Here is a 22,106-nt window from a genome sequence, read left to right on the forward strand (position 1 = left end):
GTATACATGTCTACAATCTTGTATACATTAATCTGCCAATACTGCTTATCAAGCAAACTATCAATAAAACATATTTATCTATTTTTAGTTAATCATGAAAAAGCCAGCCTATATCCAACTAAAGGCTGGCTTTTTGTATGAAAGATTTTAATGACTTCCTATCAATGAACTCTTAGCCATTTCTTTATTTATATAAAGATAGTACCAATTATTTTCGTATTTAATCCAGCTTGTAACAAGGGCACCTGAGTTGTTTTGGAAGTATTTTCCCAAAGAATCATCTACCCAATCTGGTTTGTTATCATTCGGAAAATGAACGGCTGCCAAAGGGGGATCCATGAAACCACTCGAATTTAGATAGAACCATTTACCCTGATCGTTAATCCAACCTGTGTTCATCACCCCTGTCTGGTCAAAATAATACCACTTGCCGCTGTCTTCAACCCAATTGGTTTTCATTGCCCCCGTGGTATCGAAATAATACCTCTGGCCCGTAACCTCTAACCAGCCAATATTCATGGCTCCAGTCTCATCAAAGAAGTACCTCTTTCCACCATCATCGAGCCAACCTGTTTTCAAAACGCCTACTGAATCCAGATAATACTTGTTTCCACCCTCGTCCAGCCAACCACTTTTCATCACTCCATTAGCATCAAAGAAGTACTTGTTCTCTCCATCATCTAACCAGCCTGTGTTCATAGCCCCATCCGCATTGAAGAAGTATTTGTTCCCGTTCTCTTCCAACCAGCCTGTGTTCATGGCACCACCGGCATCAAAATAATACTTTTTCCCATCTGCTGTTAACCATCCCGTTGTCATCACACCTTTGTTATTAAGGTAATACTTTTTCCCCTCAATGGACAGCCAACCAGTCTTCATTACACCGGACCCATCAAAGAAATATTTTTTTCCACTTATAGTTTGCCAGCCTTTCTTCACGGCTCCATTCTCGTAATAATACTTTTTGTTGCCATTTTGGACCCAGCCGTTTTGCACAGGAATGATACCGTTTGTACTTCCGGCACTTGCAGGTACTGTAACTATATATCCACTAGCCTGGGCGATCGCATCAAAGCTGTTGTCGGAACGGGTAATGACGACCTTTGTGTAAACCTGAACCTGATCGAAAAGCCAACGTATTTCTTGATTATGCATTCTAACACAGCCAGCACTAACATATCCGCCAATCGAACCTTCATTACTATTGCCATGAATCCCGTACGTAGTACCATAAGTCCCTCTTGCCTCAAGTCCCATCCAGCGGTCGCCAAGGGGATTACGGGGGTCTCCGCCGGGAATATTCTTCGTATAATAAGGCCGATTCTTTATCTTATTCACAATTTTAAATGTCCCTTCCGGGGTAAATGAGGCCTGCCTTCCGGTAGCTACTCTAAATGTTATAACCAAGGTCCCTCCATCATAAAAAGCAAGGGTATTCGTTTTTTTGTTAATAATAATCAATTGGCTGCCGCTTGCATCGGTCTGGCTTGAAAAGAAAAGGAAACTCATGAATACAATAATAACAGCGGTTACTTTTTTCATCGCCATCTCTCCAATTATGGTATTACACCTAAAGTAACATTTTACTCCAGAAAATTCAGTCATATTTCGGCGAGATTATTGTGATATTTTGGAATCCTTTAAAACAATGTAAGTCGAAGGTCATTAGTTTTCGACATGAGGGTAGTAGAAAGGGTGTCAGGCACCACTACTTGATATTCAGGAGGCGGTTGCGGTATTCTTAATCATACGATTATGCACTTTAAGGTTGTGGTTATGATACGAATTAATAAGTTTATTAGCGAGTCTGGGAAGTCCTCAAGACGGGGAGCGGATAAATTAATTACTGAAGGAAGAGTCACGATTAATGGGAAAGTGGCGCAAATTGGCAGTCAGGTAGAGCCTGGGGACATGGTCCGCATTGATGGCAGCCTTGTCAACGTCTCTAACAATTATGTTTACATTGCTTTAAATAAACCCGTAGGTATAACGAGCACAACGGAACGGCATGTAAAAGGGAATATTGTTGATTTCATTAATCATCCATTGCGGATTTTCCATATTGGACGCTTGGATAAGGACTCAGATGGCCTCATTCTGTTGACGAATGACGGGGATATTGTTAATGAAATTCTCCGGGCGGAAAACAAGCATGAAAAGGAATATATTGTTACAGTGGACAAGCCGATTACGACTGATTTTCTAAAACAAATGGCCGCAGGAGTGGAAATATTAAATACGAAAACACTCCCCTGCAAAGTAACACAGCTGTCGAAAAATATTTTCCAAATCATCTTAACCCAGGGGCTGAACCGGCAAATCCGCCGAATGTGTTCTGCACTAGGGTATGAGGTAGTCCGGCTGCAGCGAACTCGGATTATGAATATCCATTTAGGCAACCTACCTATTGGACAATGGCGGGACTTATCAAAGAAAGAAAAACAGCAGCTATTTACAGAATTACAATACCAACCAAAAGAATGGTAATAGGCGAGAGAGGCTGAGCCGAGACAAACAACTGTTTCGGCTCAGCCTCTCTTTCATTTAAGCAGAAAAAACAGTACCCCGAACGGTTAGAATATTGGTAAAATTAAATTAAGTTTTGGATATGGTTGTAGTAATAATGGTGACAGGCACCATTGGGGGGATTTCCATGTTGGAATTGTTGGTAACGATGGTGGAGCGGTTGGGGATCCTCGTGACGATTGCGTTTGTGTTAACAAGGCTTCAATTCTTCCGGGGTATGATTTATCGGGATGAACTAAATGGCAGGCAGCAGTTGATTGCGATTATTTTCTTTGGCTTCTTTGGGATTATTGGTACCTATTCAGGACTGACTCTTAGTACCGACAGTCTTCAGTTTAACCGCTGGACCTCTACACTTCATTCCGATGAGGCCATTGCCAACTCCCGTGTCATTGGTGTCGTATTAGCCGGCCTCCTTGGCGGCTATAGGGTTGGGCTTGGCGCTGGTTTAATTGCCGGCATCCACCGCTTCACACTTGGAGGATTCACAGCCATTTCCTGCGGACTGGCAACAATCCTTACGGGCTTGCTATCAGGCCTGTTCCATCGAAAGGGCAAGCATGTCAAACTTCGCTCTGCCTTTCTGATTGGTGCGCTTGCTGAATCCATTCAAATGCTCTTGATTCTATTAATCTCAAAGCCCTTTGAAAAGGCCTGGGGTTTAGTTGAAATCATTGGTATGCCGATGATTTCCGCAAACGGCCTTGGCTGCGCCCTATTCCTGTTAATCATTAAAAGCGTGATTAATGAGGAGGAAAAAGCCGGTGCCCTGCAAGCCCAAAAAACCTTAAGAATTGCCGACAAAACCTTAGCCTATCTCAGAAATGGACTTAATACCGCATCAGCAAAGGTAGTTTGCCATATTCTTCACAATGAGCTCAATACCAGTGCTGTGGCGATGACAAATTTATCGGAAATATTGGCCCATGTTGGGCTCGGATACGAGCATCACCGTTCAGAAAGTCCCATCCAGACACAAATAACCAGGGATGCAATCAGAAAAGGGGAAATGATTGTCGCTGCACAGCAATCGATTCATTGCCGTATAAAGGACTGCCCACTCGATGCCGTCGTTATTGCCCCGTTAAAACTACGCGGGAGTACGATTGGGACGTTGAAATTCTATTTCCGTTCCGAAAAGGAAATAAACCCGGTTATTATGGAACTCATTTCAGGCTTATGCTCACTGTTAAGCAACCAGCTTGAAATTGCCGAGGCGGACAAGGCCTATCAACTTGCAAAGGAAGCAGAAATAAAGGCACTCCAAGCACAAATTAGCCCGCACTTTCTCTTTAATTCACTTAATACCATCCTTTCGCTTGTCCGAATCGATCCCGAGAAGGCTAGGAAACTACTTGTCTCCCTGTCTCACTTTTTACGACAGAATCTATCCGTCACCACCCAGAGGATGACGACACTTGAACAGGAATTACAGCATGTAAAAGCCTATTTGGCCATTGAGGAAGTTCGCTTTGTTCATAAATTAAAAGTGATTTATGAGGTGGAGGAAAGTATCCTTTCACAGAACATCCCCCCACTCACCTTGCAGCCCATTGTTGAAAATGCCATTAAACATGGGATCAAGGATATGGAGCGCAACTGCCTTGTTAAAATAAGCATTCATAAAGAAAATCAAGCAACCATTGTAACTGTTGAAGATAACGGAAGTGGGATGAGTAAAGAAAGAGTAGGCCAAATCTGCCAAACTCCGATTGATTCTATCTCTGGAAGCGGGCTGGCACTTTACAACGTGAATCGAAGGCTAGCATTTATGTTCGGTGAGGGTGCCGCACTGATGATAAAAAGTGAACTCAATCAGGGGACACGAATTTCCTTTTCAATTCCATATATGGAGGTGGAACAAAGTGGTACAACCAATCAAAACGCTTATTGTTGATGATGAACTATATAGCAGGGATGAACTAAAGCATTTATTATCGGCATTTCCATCCATTCAGATCGTTGGCGAAGCTGAATCCGGGGAAGACGCCATTATGAAGGCCCTCCAATTGCAACCTGATGTGGTCTTCCTGGACGTGGAAATGCCAAAGATGAACGGGATGAACACTGCAAAAGCTTTTAAGGAACTCAAACATGCTCCATTAGTCGTTTTTGCCACAGCCTATCCGCAATTTGCTGTCGAGGCATTTCGCTATGATGTCGTTGACTACTTACTAAAGCCCTATGACCAAGATCAATTACACGAAACCATCAATCGGATTCTAAAACATCTCAGCGCTTCTAAGGAATCCGAGCCGGAAAAACAGACTGGAAAGCTTGCGGTTGAAGCGGCCGGAGAAATCCTTTACCTCGACCCAATAGAGATCCTTTATATTGTTCGGGATGATAAATGGACAAGGCTGATAACAAAACACAACGAATATGATACAAAAATGCCGCTCAAGGATTTGGAAAACCGGCTCCAAAGCTTTGGTTTTTTTCGCATCCATAAAAGCTTTCTCGTCAACCTGGAATATGTCAACAGACTGACCCCGTGGTTCAATGGCGCCTATCAGCTGCATATTGAGGGAAGGAAGGAAATGTTGTCGGTCAGCAGAAATTATGTAAAGGCATTAAGAGTGAGGCTGGAAATATAACCCTCCAGACTATTATTAATCTTCTGCATTTTAAACCACTCTAGTAACATGTTAATTCCATATTTCTACCTTTCACACCTAAGTCCGCCCTGCTGCTCTTTTTCTCTTATATACTTGATTTATGTAACCGCATTCATTTATAAAAAAGGAGGAGAAAGTGTGTATACTTTTCTAGCAGGAATTGCTCTTTTAATTATTGGTTATTTCACGTACGGCAAATTTGTAGAAAAATTATTTGGTATAAAGGAAGACAGGGCGACGCCCGCCTATGTCAATAACGATGGTGTTGACTATCTTCCAATGAGCACGAAAAAGAATTCTTTGATTCAGCTCCTCAATATTGCTGGAACAGGACCTGTTTTCGGCCCTATTTTAGGTGCACTTTACGGGCCTGTTGCTTTTATCTGGATTGTCATCGGCTGTATTTTCGCCGGAGCGGTTCATGATTATTTAACAGGGATGATTTCTATTCGGAACCGCGGGGCCCATTTACCGGAGCTAGCCAGCAGGTTTTTGGGGAAAATCATGAAGCATGTCGTCAATGGTTTCGCTGTTTTACTTCTTTTATTAGTAGGAACCGTGTTTGTGACCACACCTGCTGCCTTGCTTAATGTGTTAATGGACGGAAAGGTTGCCCTTTTCGTTATTATTGGTGCCATTTTTGTTTATTATATTTTAGCTACACTTATGCCCGTTGACAAAATTATTGGCCGTCTTTATCCATACTTTGGCGCATTACTGTTGATCAGCGCCCTTGGAGTAGGAATCGGTTTAGTTGTTACCGGTGCACCCATTCCGGAACTTTCATTAAAAAACTTCCACCCTGCTAACGCACCAGTTTTCCCATTACTATTTTTCACAATTTCCTGTGGTGCGCTTTCCGGATTCCATGCGACCCAAACACCAATCATTTCCCGTACCACTCAGAATGAAAAACAAGGTCGTAAAATTTTCTATGGCATGATGATTGCAGAAGGTGTCATTGCCATGATTTGGGCTGCAGCAGGAATGAGCCTTTTCCATGGTTACAATGGCTTAAATGATATTTTAGCAGCCGGCGGACCTGGAGCAGTCGTCAGTGAGGCATCGACAACCCTCCTTGGTGCCATTGGTGGAACGCTTGCCGTCCTTGGCGTCATCGTATTACCTATTACATCTGGAGATACTGCATTCCGAAGCGCACGGATGATTATTGCTGAATATCTGAACATTGCCCAACAGAAATTATCCAGCCGCCTCTGGATCGCTGTACCATTATTTGTAATTTCAGCAGTGCTGACCCAGATGGATTTTAATATTCTTTGGAGATATTTCAGCTGGGCCAACCAATCAACGGCGGTTATTGCCTTGTTTGTTGGCGCCATGTACTTGAATATCGCTAAGAAAAACTACTTTGTTCCGCTGATTCCGGGTGTCTTTATGCTCGTCATGGTGATTACCTATATTTTAAATGCCCAAATTGGATTCCGCTTATCGATGACCACTTCATGGATTGGCGGCTTCATTGGAACTATCGTCCTTACCGCTCTCTTCTTTAGAGCTGCTAAAAAGGCACGGGCCAATAACCTTCCACTTGAAGATGATATTTCAAACTGGAATCGGGTAGCCTAATGGGCTGCTGCAATCCAGAATATCGCAAGGCTGCACTTGAAAAGGAAAAACAGCTCAACAAGAATGGCAAGGATTCCGTTCCAATCGTTGGAAAAGTCGTTATTAGTATCGTGACAGTGGGTGTTATAATCGTCGCCCTCTGTCTATAGAAAGAGTGCACGCTTACCCGGCGTGCACTCTTTATTTGTTCATCATTTGCTTCACTATTTCTTTATTCCGCTGTTTAAATAATTCATGATGGGAAGAAACCATTCCGGCTTTTGGCGCATCAGGCTGAATGAATTGTTTTGCTTTATTAACAGCATTTGCTGCGTCCTGAAATGCCCCGGCAATTAACTGTACTTTTCCATCGTACATGAGGATGTCCCCAGCAGCATAAAGTCCCTCTACCGAAGATTCGCTTACCGCATTACCGGCAATATAATAATCATCGGCCAACGCAATATGTAAGTCACTATTTTTTAGTAACGCCGCATCCTGTTCATATCCATGATTAATAATCACTTCATCAATCGGTAAATAGAAAACCTCATCTGTTTCATGATTCGTCAATTCCACGCTTTCGATCTCCTCATGGCTCACTGACGCTATGAGTCGTGTAATCGATGTATTAAATAAACAATGGGCAGAACTGTTACACAACTGGGAGGCATGTGCTTCATGACCTTTAAACGACTCTTTCCGATAGGCAACATACACCTTTTTCGCAATGGATTCTAATTCATTTGCCCAATCGATAGCCGTATTTCCCCCGCCTGAAATGACCACCGTCTTATCCTTGAACTGTTTTAATGACTTCACTGTGTAATGTAAGTTAGCTACCTCAAACCGCTCTGCCCCGTCAATCTCCAACTTTTGCGGTTTCAATATGCCGCTGCCAATGGCGACTATGACTGTTTTTGAAAAATGCCTTTGGCCGGTGGCACCTTGCAAGACAAAGATTCCATCCTCATTCAGTAAGATCGACTCCACTTTTTCATTTAAAACGACTGTTGGATTAAACGTTAATCCTTGGACAATAAGCTGTTCCATTAACATTGCTCCCGGGATGGGCGTTTGCCCCCCTACATCCCAAATCATTTTCTCAGGATAGACATGAAGCTTTCCGCCAAGCTGCGGCTGGAATTCAATCAGCTTTGTCTTCATCTCTCTAAGTCCACTGTAAAAAGTGGAATACAGCCCAGCTGGCCCGCCGCCAATCACCGTCACATCAAATACTTCCTGCTGCCCCATTTCAGAACACTCCCCAGTAGCCAAATGTAATTGATTATCATTCTCAACTAAAATATACACTGTTCAGTTTCCTTTTTCAATAAAAAAAATATTGACACAATGAAAATAGCCTATTATATTTTAAGTAATCGATACTGATAATCATTATCAATTATTTTTTTTAAAAAGGAGGTTAAACATGGTTCGCCTCTATACAAATGACTTAAACATCGGCTATGGGGAACGGTTAATTGTTAAAAATCTCAGTGTAAAAATACCTGACCGGAAAATCACCACGATCATCGGTTCAAATGGCTGCGGAAAGTCCACATTATTGAAGGCGATTACGCGCATTATTCCCCAGCAATCCGGAACGATTGTGTTGGATGGGAAGAATATCTCGAAGGAAAATACAAAAATTCTCGCTAAAAAAATGGCCATTCTACCGCAAACACCAGAGAGTGCAAGCGGATTAACGGTTGCGGAACTTGTTTCTTACGGCAGATTCCCCTATCAAAAAGGGTTCGGGCGCTTAACAAAAAAGGATGTGGAAGTCATTGATTGGGCCCTTGAAGTGACAGGAATTACTGACTTTAAGTTTCGGCCTGTAGATGCCCTATCAGGAGGCCAGCGACAGCGGGTTTGGATCGCGATGGCGCTTGCCCAAGAAACAGAAATCATCTTTCTTGACGAACCAACGACCTATTTAGATATGGCCCATCAGCTCGAGGTACTGGAGCTTTTGCAAAAACTAAACATTGAACAGGAACGCACGATTGTCATGGTTCTTCATGACTTAAACCAGGCGGCTCGTTTCGCTGACTATCTCATCGCTTTAAAAGACGGACAAATCGTCAAAGCCGGTGATTGTGAGGAAGTCATGACACATGATGTCTTGAAAAAGGTGTTCCAGATCGATGCGCAGATTGGCAGAGATCCACGGACAAACAAGCCGATGTGCATCACCTATAACCTACTAAAGGGAGAAAAGAAAAATGAAAAAGTTGCTATTCCCATTTATCCTGCTGTTAGTGTTAATTATTAGTGCCTGCAGTAATGATTCTGCCAGTACGAAAGAAAAATCAACAAAAGATGATCAGCCAAAAATGGTTACATATCAATCGCAAACTGGCCCTGTGGAAGTACCCGCACACCCAAAACGCGTCATCCTGCTTTCTGGTTTCACTGGAAATGTACTTGATTTAGGCATTCATGTGGTGGGCGTAGACGTTTGGTCGAAGAATAATCCAACGTTTAAAAAGGAATTAAAAGATGTGGCTGAAGTATCAGATGAAAACCTAGAAAAAATTATTGAATTAGAACCAGATTTAATCATTGGCTTAGATAATATTAAAAATCTTGATAAATTAAAAGAAATTGCTCCGACTGTTACCTATACATGGGGCAAAGTTGATTACTTAACACAGCACGTTGAAATTGGTAAGCTCGTCAATAAGGAAAAAGAAGCGCAAGCTTGGGTAGATGATTTTAAAGCCCGTGCAGATGAGGCTGGGAAAGAAATTCGCGCAAAAATTGGCGAAGATGCCACTGTCTCGGTAATGGAAGCCTACGATAAAGATTTATATGTATTCGGAAACAACTGGGCACGCGGAACAGAAATTTTATATCAGGCAATGAATTTGAAAATGCCGGAAAAAGTAAAAGAAATGGCATTGAAATCCGGCTATTATACCCTTTCTGCCGAGGTGCTTCCTGAATATGCCGGCGATTATGTGATATTGAGTAAGTATTCAGATGCTGACACAGCCTTCCAGGAAACAGAGTCGTACAAAAATATTCCGGCCGTTAAAAACAATCATGTTTTTGTCATGGAAGGCAATGGCGCCTCCTTCAGCGATCCGGTTACACTTGATAAACAACTGGAATTTTTCAAAAAGTCATTTTTAGGTAACGAATAACTAGCCAAGAGGAATTCTGATGGAGGAATTCCTCTTCCCCCATACTAGGAAAGAAAAGATGAGCGACTGATGACAAAAGAAAAACATTCAATTTCCTTTATCTACAAGATGTTGGCCGGTCTGGTTCTTTTTGTTTGTATGTTTATCGCTGCTTGTGTTTTCGGAGCAGCAGAGACAACTGTCAAGGATGTCTGGCTCGCGCTTACGTCCAACGTAAAAAGTGATACCACTTTAATGCTCCGAGAGATCCGCATTCCGAGGGAAGTCGCGGCTATTTTTGTAGGGGCGGCACTTGCGGTGTCCGGAGCGATTATGCAAGGTCTCACACGAAATCCGCTGGCCGATCCCGGTATTCTTGGATTAACAGCTGGGGCCAATGCGGCACTTGCGATTGCACTAGCCCTAATCCCTTCAGCAAATTATTTCGTCCTTACCATTGCCTGCTTTATTGGGGCGGCGGCGGGAACACTGATGGTCTTTGGTATTGGCGCCATCAAAAGGGGCGGCTTTTCCCCTCTTCGGATTGTCTTAGCAGGGGCTGCAGTTTCCGCCTTTCTTTATGCAATCGCCGATGGCGTTGGCATTTATTTCAAACTATCCAAAAACATCTCGATGTGGACGGCAGGTGGTATGATTGGGACTACGTGGAAACAGCTTTCCGTTATTGTTCCTTTTATTGTCATCGGAATACTCATTTCGCTTCTGCTGTCACGACAGCTCACCATTCTTAGTTTAAGTGAAGAAGTGGCTGTTGGATTAGGCCAAAACACAAGGAAGATCAAAACCATCCTGTTTATCGTGATTATTCTCCTGGCTGGTGCTTCTGTTGCCCTTGTTGGCAATATGGCCTTCATCGGTTTAATGGTACCGCATATTGTTAGGGCGATAGTGGGAACAGACTACCGGTTTATTATTCCGATGTCCGCCATCACAGGCGCTACCTTTATGCTATTTGCGGATACAGTTGGCCGCACCATCCATGCTCCATATGAAACACCTGTAGTAGCAATTGTAGCTACATTAGGATTACCTTTTTTCCTCATCATTGTCCGTAAAGGAGGGCACACATTCTCATGATCCAGCCTTCTTTACGTAGAAAACAACGAATCCTTGTCTGTGTATTGGTTATGCTCATTCTCATTACTACTGTGATTGGGATGGGCTTGGGCTATTCCGCCCTATCCTATGATAGGCTGATCCCAACCCTTTTGGGACAGGGGACATTTAAAGAGGAATTTGTTTTATTTTCAATCCGTTTACCTCGCATGCTTGTGACGTTGTTGGCAGGGATGGCGTTGGCTTTATCTGGGGCCATCTTACAAGGAATCACTCGAAATGATCTAGCCGACCCAGGAATTATTGGCATTAACTCTGGCGCGGGTGTGGCAATTGCCGTTTTCTTTTTGTTCTTCCCGATTGAGCCCGGTTCATTTCTCTATATGCTCCCGCTTGTTGCCTTCATTGGCGCGGTGCTTACTGCCTGCCTGATCTATTTGTTCTCCTATGATCGAAAGACAGGACTCTCGCCAGTCAAATTAGTCTTGGTCGGGATTGGCTTTGCCTTAGCTCTTTCTGGGGTAATGATTGTCCTGATTTCATCTGCTGATCGGCAAAAGGTAGATTTTATTGCGAAATGGCTGGCGGGGAATATTTGGGGCACCGATTGGCCGTTTATCTGGGCACTTCTACCATGGTTAGTTGTTCTGATTCCCTTTACATTATACAAAGCCAATCGCTTGAATCTTCTAGGCTTAAGTGAACCAGTTGCCGTTGGTGTAGGAGTATCCATTGAAAAGGAACGGATTGTCTTATTGTTAACAGCGGTTGCCCTTGCAGCAGCAGCCGTTTCGGTTACTGGGGGAATTTCCTTTATCGGGTTAATGGCCCCGCATATGGCGAAGGCATTAGTAGGACCGCGAAATCAACTATTTATCCCCCTTGCCATACTCATTGGGGGCTGGCTCTTATTAGCGGCAGACACCATCGGGCATAATCTCGTTGAGCCTAGTGGGATTTCCGCAGGAATCATGGTTGCCTTAATTGGTGCACCGTATTTTATGTATTTATTTTTGAAAAAATAACGCTTGAAATAACAAAATCCCTTGAATATCATACGATGTTCAGGGATTTTGTGTATCTGAATAACAGGGGGCACAAACAGTTAACGGAAGCACGTTTCATTTACCAAATTATCATTCAATAAGCTCAATCAGTCAAATCACTATCGATTCAAAGGGCCTAAAATTGCTCCGTTTCCCACTTAGCGACTTCCTGCCGAACCCTTGGTGCGACTTCGGTTCCCAGCAGTTCAATCGCCTTCATTACTTCTTCATGCGGCATCGAGCCAACAGGCACATGCAGCATAAAACGGGTAATACCAACGTTTTTACGAAGATGAATGATTTTCGCCGCAACGGTTTCAGGGTCACCAACATACAATGCTCCTTCAAAACTTCTGGCTGCATCAAAACTTGAGCGGTCATAATGCCCCCAGCCACGTTCCCGTCCAAGCACGTTCATGGCTTGCTGGGTAGAAGGAAAAAATTGATTTGCCGCCGTCTCATTATCCGCGGCAATGAAGCCATGGGAATGGGAGGCAATCGGCAGCTTCGTTACGTCATGGCCTGCCTGCGCGGCTGCTCTTTTATAGAGATTGACATGCTGAGCAAACTGCAGCGGACTTCCTCCAATTATCGCTAAGACAAGCGGCAATCCAAGCATTCCCGCACGAATGACAGATTGTGGTGTCCCGCCGCTGCCAATCCATACCGGCAAGGGATCCTGCACCGGTCTAGGATAGATGCCTAGATTATCAATGGCTGGCCGGTGACCGCCCCTCCAGGTCACCTTCTCAGATTCTCGTATTTTTAACAACAACTCCAGCTTTTCATCAAATAGCTCATTATAGTCATTTAAATCATAACCAAACAACGGGAATGACTCGATAAACGATCCCCTGCCTGCCATTATCTCTGCACGCCCATTTGATACGGCATCAAGTGTAGCGAAATCTTGGAATACCCGCACCGGATCAGCTGACGAAAGCACCGTGACCGCGCTCGTCAGCCGGATTCGTTTCGTCTGTGGTGCCGCTGCAGCCAGGACAATCGCGGGAGATGATGCCGCATAATCCTTGCGATGGTGTTCGCCAACACCAAAGACATCCAATCCTACTTGATCAGCAAGAATAATTTCCTCCACTACCTCACGCAGCCTAACGGCATGACCCTTCACCTCTCCAGTTTGTACATCCGGCGTCGTCTCAACAAACGTACTCACACCTATTTCCATTCGCAATTCCTCCTTGAACTGAAGCAAGGGACGGCTCTTCCGCTTCAATTGACCGCTAGTCATTACCATTGAGGCATGAGAACCGTCCCCTGCATCCCCTGCTTCCTTTCCCTTTATTTTGAGGGTTTATTCCGCTAATTTCAAGTTGCTTACCTGGTAATTTGTCCAAGCTTTTTTAGTGCTTCTGCATACCATATTTGGAAAACAAAGCGAGTTTGTCCACCATGATTGAAAGGAGAAGTTTTATTTGCGCACAGCAATCCATCTTAATTTAAGGGTTGACCCGACCCAATATATCTCTCAGATTCGTGAGGTTCCAGGGTATGATTATATTCATTTGGTACGGCAGCCAAAGTACATGGTTGACCTCTCACTCTTGAACGAAAAGGTCTATTATCTTAATAAGATTTTTTCAGCAAAGGATTTTGTCGAAAAGCATAATATTTCCCTTTTACACGCTCACCACGGTCAATTAGGCATTCTTTTACTCCCTTTTAAAAGGGCTGTAAATCTACCATTAGTCACTAGTATTCGCGGCAGGGATGCCACCCTTGCCAATCAGCCAGTGGGTTATTTAGAAAACATGAAAATGTTATTTGATCAAGGCGACTGTTTTTTTCCCGTTTGTCAATATTTAGCGAATAGGATAATGGCATGGGGCTGCCCGGCAGAAAAAATCAAAGTGCTCTATGGCGGTGTGGACCTTAGCCAATATAAATATCGCTCCCCTCAAACAAGAAACACAACCCAAAATATTTTATCAATTGGAAGATTAGTAGAGAAAAAGGGACACCATGTTTTAATGCAAGCCTTTCATAGGATTAGAGATACATTTCCAAATGCTACGCTGACCATTATCGGCCGGGGTGAACTAGAAGAGGAACTGAAAAATTTGGCTAAGCAGTTGGGATTAGGCGATTCCTTTCGTCTATTAAATCATCTTCCTAAAGAAAAAGTCAGAGAGCATTTGATCCAGTCTGATTTGTTTTGCGCTGCCAGCTTAGAAGCAGCGAATGGCGATGTAGAAGGCATTCCAAATACATTAAAGGAAGCAATGGCTACCGGTGTTCCCGTTATCTCAACGACACATGCGGGCATCCCGGAGCTGGTCACCCATAACAAAGAAGGTTATCTAGTAAAAGAGAATAACATTGACGAATTAGCTGCTGCCCTTGAATTTATGTTAACGAATAGAAGTCTGTGGCGCAGGTATTCACTGGCAGCCCGGAGGAAAATTGAACAAGCATTTGATCTTAAAAGGCAGCTTTTACTGCAAGCCAACTATTATGACGAACTTTTAGGGGGATCGTGATGAAGGACTTTACATCCATTAAAGTGACCAAAGGGGTAAAAACCTTAGAGATTGATAACCCTACGAACTATCCGCTGATTGGGATGGGCGCACAAGGGGCTGTCTTTAAACTCTCAGAGGATACATGTGTGAAAATTTACAACGACCCGCTGCAGGCAAAAATGGAGGCAGAAGCCCTCCAGGCAGGAAAGCATTTATCCTTTTTCCCAAAGGTATATAAAACAGGCTCTAACTATATCGTTATGGACTACTTTAACGCGCCAACGTTAAAGGAGTATCTAAGAAATTGCACCTATATCCCTGAATCGATTGCAACGAAATTGCTTGCTATTTTAAAAGAAATGAGAGCGGCACAGTTCACAATGGTGGACGCCCCGCTTCGACATATTTTTGTCCTAGAAAATGAAGAGCTTAAAGTGATTGACCATGTAAATGCCTTCAAACGAATCCATCCGGTCCCACTAAAATTATTAAGAGATTTGAACATCATTCTATTAAAGGAATCCTTCTTAGCCCACGTACAAAAGCTTGAACCGGAGACATTCGCTGAATGGGAGACATATTTTCGCGAAAACAGTCTTGATTATAAAAATATTCCCGTCACTTCTGGTGGATCAGGGGAAGGGGTAAAGGTAGAAAGTGCCGTCACACAACCACTTATTGGGAAGGGTCATCAAGGTGCCGTTTATCGGATAGCGGAGGACAAATGTGTGAAAATATACGGTAAACCGGAAAATGCTATGCAGGAGCAAGAGGTGCTATTATCTACTCAAGCCCTATCCTTTATTCCCAAGGTTTATGAAACAGGCCCCAATTATATTGTCATGGAATACCTGCTGGGACCTGATTTAAATACATTTCTAAAAAAACAAACCTCTCTTTCCGAGAATATCACCAAACAATTGCTGCACATTTTAAACACTCAGAAAGAATCAGGATTTAAGCAAATTGACGCCCCATTAAGGCATATTATTGTGACCAATACAGGATTTAAAATGGTTGATCATGTGTATTCCTTCTCTCGAGAACAGGATAGACCCCTTGAGCTATTTCAAAACCTGCACGAAAGGGGCTTTTTAGACTCCTTTCTTGAACACGTAAAGGTCCTCGACCCTGACACCTATGCCGAATGGACAAAAACACCGATTCCACTGACAAATCCAGAAACGAAAGGGAATACAGGTCGCAATAAAGGGAAGGAACAGGGCAAGAAAAAGCCTTCCCCTCGAAAAAGGGATCACCAGCGAAGATCTGGACAACATCACAAAAAAGAACACGGTCGAAAAAAATGAGCATATTAGTGACAGGCGCAGCGGGGTTTATTGGGTTCCATCTAGTAAATAGACTAGTAGCCAAGGGCTATCATGTGGTTGGTATCGATAATCTAAATGACTATTACGATGTCACTTTAAAAAGGGATCGGCTAAAAATGGTTGAAAACAACTCCCAGTTTGAACTTTTCCACATCGATGTGGCTGACCGTGATAAAATCTATCAGCTTTTTGCCGATAAAGCCATTACTACGGTTATTCATTTGGCTGCTCAGGCGGGCGTTCGTTACAGCCTAACAGCACCCCATTCCTATGTTCATTCAAACCTTGTCGGGTTTATGGAGATCTTAGAGGCCTGCAAGCATCATAAGGTTCAGCACCTGATATATGCCTCGTCCAGTTCTGTTTACGGTGCAAATACAACGAGTCCATTTTCCACGAAGGACAGTGTCGACCACCCGTTAAGCCTATACGCTGCTACAAAAAAGGCAAATGAATTGATGGCACATACGTACAGCCATTTATATCATCTTCCAACGACAGGACTTCGTTTCTTCACGGTATATGGACCGTGGGGTCGGCCAGACATGGCCTATTACTCGTTTACTAGGGATATTATCGAAGGAAATACCATTAAGGTATTTAATAACGGGGATATGAGCCGGGACTTTACGTATATTGATGATATTGTGGAGGGAATCATCCGTTTACTTGACCATCCTCCAACATTAAACCCTAATTGGGACAGGGAAACCCCCGATCCGGGCTCAAGCTTTGCTCCCTATCGGATTTATAATATCGGCAATCATCATCCCGTAAAGCTCTTAGACTTTATCCAACTATTGGAACGGTTAATTGGCAAAAAGGCAAAAATAGAATTAGCACCGATGCAACCCGGAGATGTGAAAGAAACTTATGCGGACATTACAAATTTACAAAACGATACTGGATACGCCCCAGCAACAAATATTGAAACAGGCTTAGCACATTTTGTGGATTGGTATAAAGGGTATCATTAAGGAAAAACACGGGGACGGTTCTCTTGCTTCATGTTAACAGAGGTAGCAAGAGAATCGTTCCTTCTAAAGGATTACACCATTTCACCCATACATACATATAGTGCATTAATGAAAAGGCCTATGGAGGAGTATGGATGATTATACATGTCGTTAGAAGCGGGGATACGCTCTGGCAAATAGCCAATCAACATGCCGTTACGGTGAATTCAATTGTAAAGACAAATGAGTTACAGAACCCCAATCAGTTAGTGATTGGCCAGGCACTCGTCATTCCCAGACCTGGTACTACTCACACAGTTAAATACGGGGAAACATTATGGTCTATCGCACAAAAATATGGTGTGACGATTCAATCGATTATCCAGGCAAGCCAATTAACAAACCCAAATCTCTTATATCCGGGAACAACACTATTTATTCCACCGATTACCCATATTGTCCAATCCGGAGAAGCCCTATGGCAAATTGCCAGCCGCTACGGTACCACGGTGCAGGCAATCATCGATGAAAATCAAATTGAAAACCCAAATGTTATTTATCCTGGATTGCATTTAGCTATCCCAAGGGTAAAGCCAACCATTGAAGTGAATGCTTATACGTATCAACCGAGTGATGCGGCGGTCCAAACCCTTAATGAATTAGGCCATTTGCTTACTTACTTTAGCCCATTTGCCTATCTGATCGCCGAAGATGGAACATTAAATCCAGTGAAGGATGAGGCCATGATTAAGGCTGCATTATCAAATCATGTTGTCCCCATGATGTCTGTTACCAACTTCACTTCCTCCCAAGCTGGATCAAATGTAGCTCATACTATTTTGGCAAGTCCAGAAATAAGAGAAAAAATCCTCTCGAGCATTGTCCAAGTAATGGATAGTAAAGGATACAAGGGATTAAACATTGACTTTGAGAATGTTTTACCGGCGGATCGCGAGTTATATAATCAATTCATCCAGTTGGCAGTAAATCGCCTCCATCCCAAAGGATACTTTGTCTCAACCGCACTTGCACCAAAGGTTGGCGGTTCCCAAACAGGTCTTTTATATGAAGCACATGATTATGAGGCACATGGGAGAATTGCCGACTTTGTCGTGCTAATGACATATGAATGGGGGTACCGCCTTGGTCCGCCACAAGCGATTTCTCCTATTAACCAAATGAAAAGAGTAGTGGAATATGCCCTAACGGTTATGCCGGCAGAAAAAATCCTTTTAGGTTTTCAAATTTATGCCCGAGATTGGCTAATCCCCCATGTGAAGGGCCAAGAAGCCGAGACATTTAGTCCACAAGAAGCCATCCGCCGTGCTGTAAAATATGGGGTAACGATCCAATATGACACAACTGCGGAGTCCCCATTTTTCCGCTATGTAGATGAAAAAGGACAAGGTCACGAGGTTTGGTTTGAAGATGCAAGGAGCGCACAAGCGAAGTTCGATATGGTCAAAGACTATCAATTACGTGGTGTCAGTTACTGGGCATTGGGCTATCCTTTTCCTGAGAACTGGGCATTATTGAAGGACAATTTTGCGATTAAAAAACGGATGTAAAAATCAACAAAAATAAATAAAGCTGCCATATCCAATGATTAGCATTGGATATGGCAGCCTTTTTTAATGATGAGCATGTTGGTATTCAGTATCGCTTTTTGGCAACGTAGTTGGTACTTGTGATTCTGTACCTGGTTCTACTAGTAAGAATTGCCCCATCATACCATCATCCTCATGCCGTAATAAATGACAGTGATACATGAGCGGATGATTTGGATCAGGATAATCCCCAAATTCCACAGCAATTCTGACCGTAGCACCATTCGGAATAAACACGGTATCCTTCCTTCCTCTTTCATACTCTGGAGGCTTCTTGCCGTTTACATCCAATACCCGGAATGCGGCATCATGAATATGAAAGTTATGTGACCAGCCAAAGTTATTGATTTCCCATATTTCCTTTGTGCCCGCTGGAACAATCTCATCAATTCGATTCATATCCATCTTTTTATCATTGATTTCGGATTTCATCGTCAATTTAAATTGACGTACCTTCGCATCCTTAGGAGCCTTTATTGGCGGAATGCTGGAAAGCGGCTCAGGTATTGGCGCGGACTCTGTTAATTTTGCGGCAGCAACCATTTTTATCAAATCGAATTCGCCATTTTCAATTCCGCTGCCACTACTGTAACTGTGAAGAACAGTTTCCTCTCCTGGCTTAAAGTTAACCACTATCTCCGCACGTTCCCCAGGACTTAACATAATTCGGTCTAATGTTACCGGCTTTTCCAGCAAGCCGGCATCATTTGCTACCACCTGAAACGAGCGGTTATCCGTAAAGCCAAAATGATAGGCTCTTGCATTTGAAGCATTAAGCAACCGAAAACGAACTTGACTTGCTGTGACTTTAACATATGGGTCATACGTTCCGTTTACAAGTATTTCATTGCCTAGTGTACCAAAGGTGGTATCATCCTTCTCTGAAAACTGACCATTACTAGTAAACAATTTATCTTGTACAATCAGCGGGATATCATCAACCCCATAAGTAGAAGGTAACTTTTTGGAATCTTCATCATCTATCAAAAACAAACCAGCAAGTCCACGGTATACATGTTGGGCTGTTTTACCATGTATATGTGGATGATACCACGTAGTTGCAGCCGGCTGGTCAATAGTCCAATTGGGCGACCATGTTTCTCCCGCTTCAATCATTTGATGCGGACCCCCATCCATCGCTGCTGGTAATTTCATTCCATGCCAGTGTAGGGTTGAGGCCACATCTAACTGATTCACTACATCAAATGAAACCTTGTCACCACGCGAAACTTTAACAGTTGAGCCAAGATAGGTGCCATTGATTCCCCATGTGTCAGCCTTTTTCCCCGGTAAGAATTCAGTTGTTCCCGATTGCATTGTTAAGGTAAAATGCTTTGTCCCATCAGCTCCAATAGTTGGTTCGAGAAGTTGTGGAATTTTTAGTGGATGATCAAAGTGCAACTTCCCAACATTTGTGACTGGTTTTTCATCCCGGCAGCCGGCTAGTCCCACAACTACTACTAGTAACAGTAAGCCAAAAATATATTTGTACGTTTTCAATTTAGCTCATTCTTCCCTTCTATTTCCGCAAAAATTCGTATCGCATCATAGAATCATTGATGCCCTACCTTCCTTTAAAACCCTTTGTTATCCATATTCCCATTCTTAATGGTATCACAATCAGTCAACCATGGATTTACTAAAATATTTCTAAAAACTTGACCTACATCAAGGAAATGTAATAAATGGGGGACTTAAAATGAAAGTGGCAAACAATGAGAAGCCTATATCAAAGCCCATCATCAGTTTCGTCATATTCAGAAAAAGGGAGATAAAATAGTATGAAGAAGATTCTTAGTTTACTATTAGTTACGGCTGCCTTAACTTTAGGCCTGGCTGCATGCGGAGGGGCAGATGAAGAAACCGCTGCCAAGCAAGACAAAACCACTGAAACAACTACAGCTGCAACAGGAGGAGACTTCACCATCACTGCGAAGAACTGGGAGTTTTCTTCAGATAAAGAGTTAGTTATTAAAAAGGGTGAAAAAGTTAAAATCAATTTAGTGAACAAAGAAGGCGTTCATTCCATTACTAACGATGAATTAGGAATTAACCTTACTGCAGACAAACCCGCTGAATTTACCGCAGACAAAACAGGGGAATATGAATTAAAATGTTCTACTGTTTGTGGTGCTACTGAAGACCATGAAGGAATGAAAATTTCGCTTAAAGTTATAGACTAAGTCTACGAAACAGGATAAAGGACAAAGGGCATGCCCTTTGTCCTTTTTTATTTCCAATTAAAGCCATAAAAGTAAGGAAATTTAATTATTCTGCCAGTTTCCAATAAGATGGTATATAATAGAAGTAGATTTTAATTATGGAGAGCATCATCACGGGGGCGAATGTAATGTTAAACTATGACAATAATAATGAAGTGCTTCAAGAAGATGAATATTCACAAAATCTAGTGAAACAATTAGAAAGAATATATGAGATACATGTAAATGATGGCATTTCACAGGAAAAGGCCTATTTAGATGGAAATAATGAACTTGAAGTCATTATTAACAAGATCCTTGAATTAAAGACAAGCCAAGTACGTGAAATGTTTCTATTAAATAGTGAATTAATCGAGTTTGTTACCCAAATGGATTATGTAAAAGAGATGGTAGACCATATTTCGCTCCAAAAAATATCTGTAGATGAAGTGGCTGCCAGCAGCGAGGAAATGAGCCGGGCAATTGAAAACATTTCTTATCATGCCCAAACGTCCTTACTCACAACAAAGAGTGCCATTCATACTTCAAAGGTTTCACTTGAGACCCTAACTGAATCCTTTCAATATATTAATCAATCATTTGAAGAAATCAATAAAGTAAAAGATAAGATGAAGAAAGTAGTAGAGGATACGAAAGAGATTGATAATGTAGTCAATATTATTAATGATGTAGCTAAAAAGACAAATCTGCTTGGTTTAAACGCAAGTATTGAAGCAGCAAGATCAGGGGAAGCAGGCAAAGGATTTGCTGTTGTGGCCAGTGAGATTAAGAAGCTAGCCGATAATACAAAACTATCTGCTAATTATATAAAGGATATGGTAAAAAGCCTTAGAAATGAAATAGGGACCTCAGAAAAAGAAATGACGGAGGCGGTGAATGTCTTTTCACAAGGTAAAGTGCATATGAATCAAGCCATTACTTCAATGGACAAAATGGGCAATTCCTTAGAAGGAATTGGCACGGTCATTGAAAGTATTACAACCAATGTCGAGGAACAATCTGCTGCAACACTAGATGTTTCAGAAAAGCTAACTGAAATTAATAACCAGACGCAACTTCTCAATGAATCCTGTTTGAAAACAGGACAAGGCATTTATACGATTAGTGAGATGGCAGAAAACATCAGAAATACAGCGCTTCCTTATTTTAAGGATTTTAAAGGGTTTCAAATGTTAATACCTGTAGCCGCTGAACATTTATTATGGAAGTGGAAAGCCTATAATGCTGTTTGTGGATTTGTCGAGCTTGATGAACAAAGTATACCGGAATATACAACTTGTACCCTAGGCCGGCATATAGCTGCAACAAAAGATGGAAATCCGAATGATGAACTGGTAAATTTATTGGAACCGCATAAAAGAGTTCATGAAGTTTCAAAGGAAATTATTCATGAAGTAAATAGTGGAAATAGACATAGAATCAATCATTTATTAGAAGAATTAAATGCTGCTACAGGGACGTTGGTTACCGAGTTGAAAAAAATATCCTCTTAAGCTTTTTATTCGAAGCATTCGATGCACTATAGCTACGAGTGCTTTTT

At 42.4% G+C, this 22,106-nt stretch carries 19 protein-coding genes; 15 read left to right on the plus strand and 4 right to left on the minus strand.

The features are described 5' to 3' along the window. Positions 1 to 147: 147 nt before the first annotated feature. Entirely contained in the window at positions 148 to 1,542 is a 1,395-nt protein-coding gene (locus G6554_RS20785; protein ID WP_166245387.1) for a L,D-transpeptidase family protein, read from the minus strand. 228 nt (positions 1,543 to 1,770) lie between these two features. Between G6554_RS20785 and rluF the strand changes: the two genes are divergently transcribed. The 5 genes from rluF to G6554_RS20810 all read left to right on the plus strand — a co-directional run bounded on the left by rluF (position 1,771) and on the right by G6554_RS20810 (position 6,883). Then, positions 1,771 to 2,487 (plus strand): 23S rRNA pseudouridine(2604) synthase RluF, encoded by a 717-nt coding sequence (rluF, locus tag G6554_RS20790; protein ID WP_207342935.1) that lies wholly within the window; start codon positions 1,771 to 1,773, stop codon positions 2,485 to 2,487. Positions 2,488 to 2,653: 166 nt separating this feature from the next. Continuing rightward, positions 2,654 to 4,423: a sensor histidine kinase gene (locus tag G6554_RS20795; RefSeq protein ID WP_166245389.1), complete on the plus strand. Its 1,770-nt coding sequence runs from the start codon at positions 2,654 to 2,656 to the stop codon at positions 4,421 to 4,423. Continuing rightward, entirely contained in the window at positions 4,392 to 5,123 is a 732-nt protein-coding gene (locus G6554_RS20800) for a LytTR family transcriptional regulator DNA-binding domain-containing protein (protein ID WP_166245391.1), read from the plus strand. The genes G6554_RS20795 and G6554_RS20800 overlap by 32 nt, the downstream gene beginning before the upstream one ends. Before the next feature lie 159 nt (positions 5,124 to 5,282). Next, positions 5,283 to 6,734: a carbon starvation protein A gene (locus G6554_RS20805; RefSeq protein ID WP_166245393.1), complete on the plus strand. Its 1,452-nt coding sequence runs from the start codon at positions 5,283 to 5,285 to the stop codon at positions 6,732 to 6,734. Continuing rightward, positions 6,734 to 6,883, plus strand: a complete 150-nt coding sequence (locus tag G6554_RS20810) for a hypothetical protein (RefSeq protein ID WP_166245395.1) — start codon at positions 6,734 to 6,736, stop codon at positions 6,881 to 6,883. Before G6554_RS20805 ends, G6554_RS20810 begins: the two co-directional genes overlap by 1 nt. A 31-nt stretch (positions 6,884 to 6,914) precedes the next feature. Here the strand turns inward: G6554_RS20810 and G6554_RS20815 are convergent, their stop codons facing one another. Beyond that, positions 6,915 to 7,967, minus strand: a complete 1,053-nt coding sequence (locus tag G6554_RS20815) for an NAD(P)/FAD-dependent oxidoreductase (RefSeq protein WP_166245472.1) — start codon at positions 7,965 to 7,967, stop codon at positions 6,915 to 6,917. Between the two features lie 178 nt (positions 7,968 to 8,145). Between G6554_RS20815 and G6554_RS20820 the strand changes: the two genes are divergently transcribed. From G6554_RS20820 to G6554_RS20835, 4 genes are all read left to right on the plus strand, one after another. After that, positions 8,146 to 8,991: an ABC transporter ATP-binding protein gene (locus tag G6554_RS20820; protein ID WP_166245397.1), complete on the plus strand. Its 846-nt coding sequence runs from the start codon at positions 8,146 to 8,148 to the stop codon at positions 8,989 to 8,991. Further along, entirely contained in the window at positions 8,942 to 9,865 is a 924-nt protein-coding gene (locus G6554_RS20825; protein WP_166245424.1) for an iron-hydroxamate ABC transporter substrate-binding protein, read from the plus strand. Before G6554_RS20820 ends, G6554_RS20825 begins: the two co-directional genes overlap by 50 nt. A 69-nt stretch (positions 9,866 to 9,934) precedes the next feature. Next, a complete protein-coding gene (locus tag G6554_RS20830) occupies positions 9,935 to 10,942 on the plus strand; it encodes a FecCD family ABC transporter permease (RefSeq protein WP_166245427.1) in 1,008 nt (335 codons plus the stop codon). Continuing rightward, complete coding sequence (locus G6554_RS20835) at positions 10,939 to 11,946, plus strand: FecCD family ABC transporter permease (RefSeq protein WP_166245429.1); 1,008 nt, start codon at positions 10,939 to 10,941, stop codon at positions 11,944 to 11,946. The genes G6554_RS20830 and G6554_RS20835 overlap by 4 nt, the downstream gene beginning before the upstream one ends. A gap of 157 nt (positions 11,947 to 12,103) precedes the next feature. Here the strand turns inward: G6554_RS20835 and G6554_RS20840 are convergent, their stop codons facing one another. Then, positions 12,104 to 13,156 (minus strand): LLM class flavin-dependent oxidoreductase, encoded by a 1,053-nt coding sequence (locus G6554_RS20840; protein ID WP_166245431.1) that lies wholly within the window; start codon positions 13,154 to 13,156, stop codon positions 12,104 to 12,106. Between the two features lie 247 nt (positions 13,157 to 13,403). On the opposite strand from G6554_RS20840, the gene G6554_RS20845 reads away from it, so the two are divergent. The 4 genes from G6554_RS20845 (at position 13,404) to G6554_RS20860 (ending at position 18,305) form a co-directional block, all read left to right on the plus strand. Next, the gene (locus tag G6554_RS20845) at positions 13,404 to 14,468 is read left to right on the plus strand and encodes a glycosyltransferase (RefSeq protein ID WP_166245433.1); all 1,065 of its coding nucleotides are present in this window, start codon (positions 13,404 to 13,406) and stop codon (positions 14,466 to 14,468) included. Next, positions 14,468 to 15,760 carry a hypothetical protein gene (locus G6554_RS20850; protein WP_166245436.1) on the plus strand — a complete coding sequence of 431 codons (1,293 nt, stop codon included), beginning with the start codon at positions 14,468 to 14,470 and terminating at the stop codon, positions 15,758 to 15,760. The genes G6554_RS20845 and G6554_RS20850 overlap by 1 nt, the downstream gene beginning before the upstream one ends. After that, positions 15,757 to 16,758, plus strand: coding sequence for an NAD-dependent epimerase (locus G6554_RS20855; RefSeq protein ID WP_166245439.1), 1,002 nt, complete (start codon positions 15,757 to 15,759; stop codon positions 16,756 to 16,758). Before G6554_RS20850 ends, G6554_RS20855 begins: the two co-directional genes overlap by 4 nt. Positions 16,759 to 16,892: 134 nt before the next feature. Further along, positions 16,893 to 18,305: a LysM peptidoglycan-binding domain-containing protein gene (locus G6554_RS20860; protein WP_166245441.1), complete on the plus strand. Its 1,413-nt coding sequence runs from the start codon at positions 16,893 to 16,895 to the stop codon at positions 18,303 to 18,305. Between the two features lie 63 nt (positions 18,306 to 18,368). Here the strand turns inward: G6554_RS20860 and G6554_RS20865 are convergent, their stop codons facing one another. Continuing rightward, positions 18,369 to 19,844 (minus strand): multicopper oxidase family protein, encoded by a 1,476-nt coding sequence (locus G6554_RS20865; protein ID WP_166245443.1) that lies wholly within the window; start codon positions 19,842 to 19,844, stop codon positions 18,369 to 18,371. Positions 19,845 to 20,125: 281 nt separating this feature from the next. On the opposite strand from G6554_RS20865, the gene G6554_RS20870 reads away from it, so the two are divergent. Together G6554_RS20870 and G6554_RS20875 are read left to right on the plus strand one after the other, a co-directional pair. Beyond that, entirely contained in the window at positions 20,126 to 20,527 is a 402-nt protein-coding gene (locus G6554_RS20870) for a cupredoxin domain-containing protein (protein WP_166245445.1), read from the plus strand. 167 nt (positions 20,528 to 20,694) lie between these two features. Next, on the plus strand, positions 20,695 to 22,059 hold the full coding sequence (locus G6554_RS20875; RefSeq protein ID WP_166245447.1) for a methyl-accepting chemotaxis protein: 1,365 nt from the start codon (positions 20,695 to 20,697) through the stop codon (positions 22,057 to 22,059). Positions 22,060 to 22,106 lie beyond the last annotated feature (47 nt).

The sequence above is a fragment of the Bacillus sp. MM2020_4 genome (assembly GCF_011250555.1).
In the GTDB taxonomy this organism is placed as follows: domain Bacteria; phylum Bacillota; class Bacilli; order Bacillales; family Cytobacillaceae; genus Neobacillus.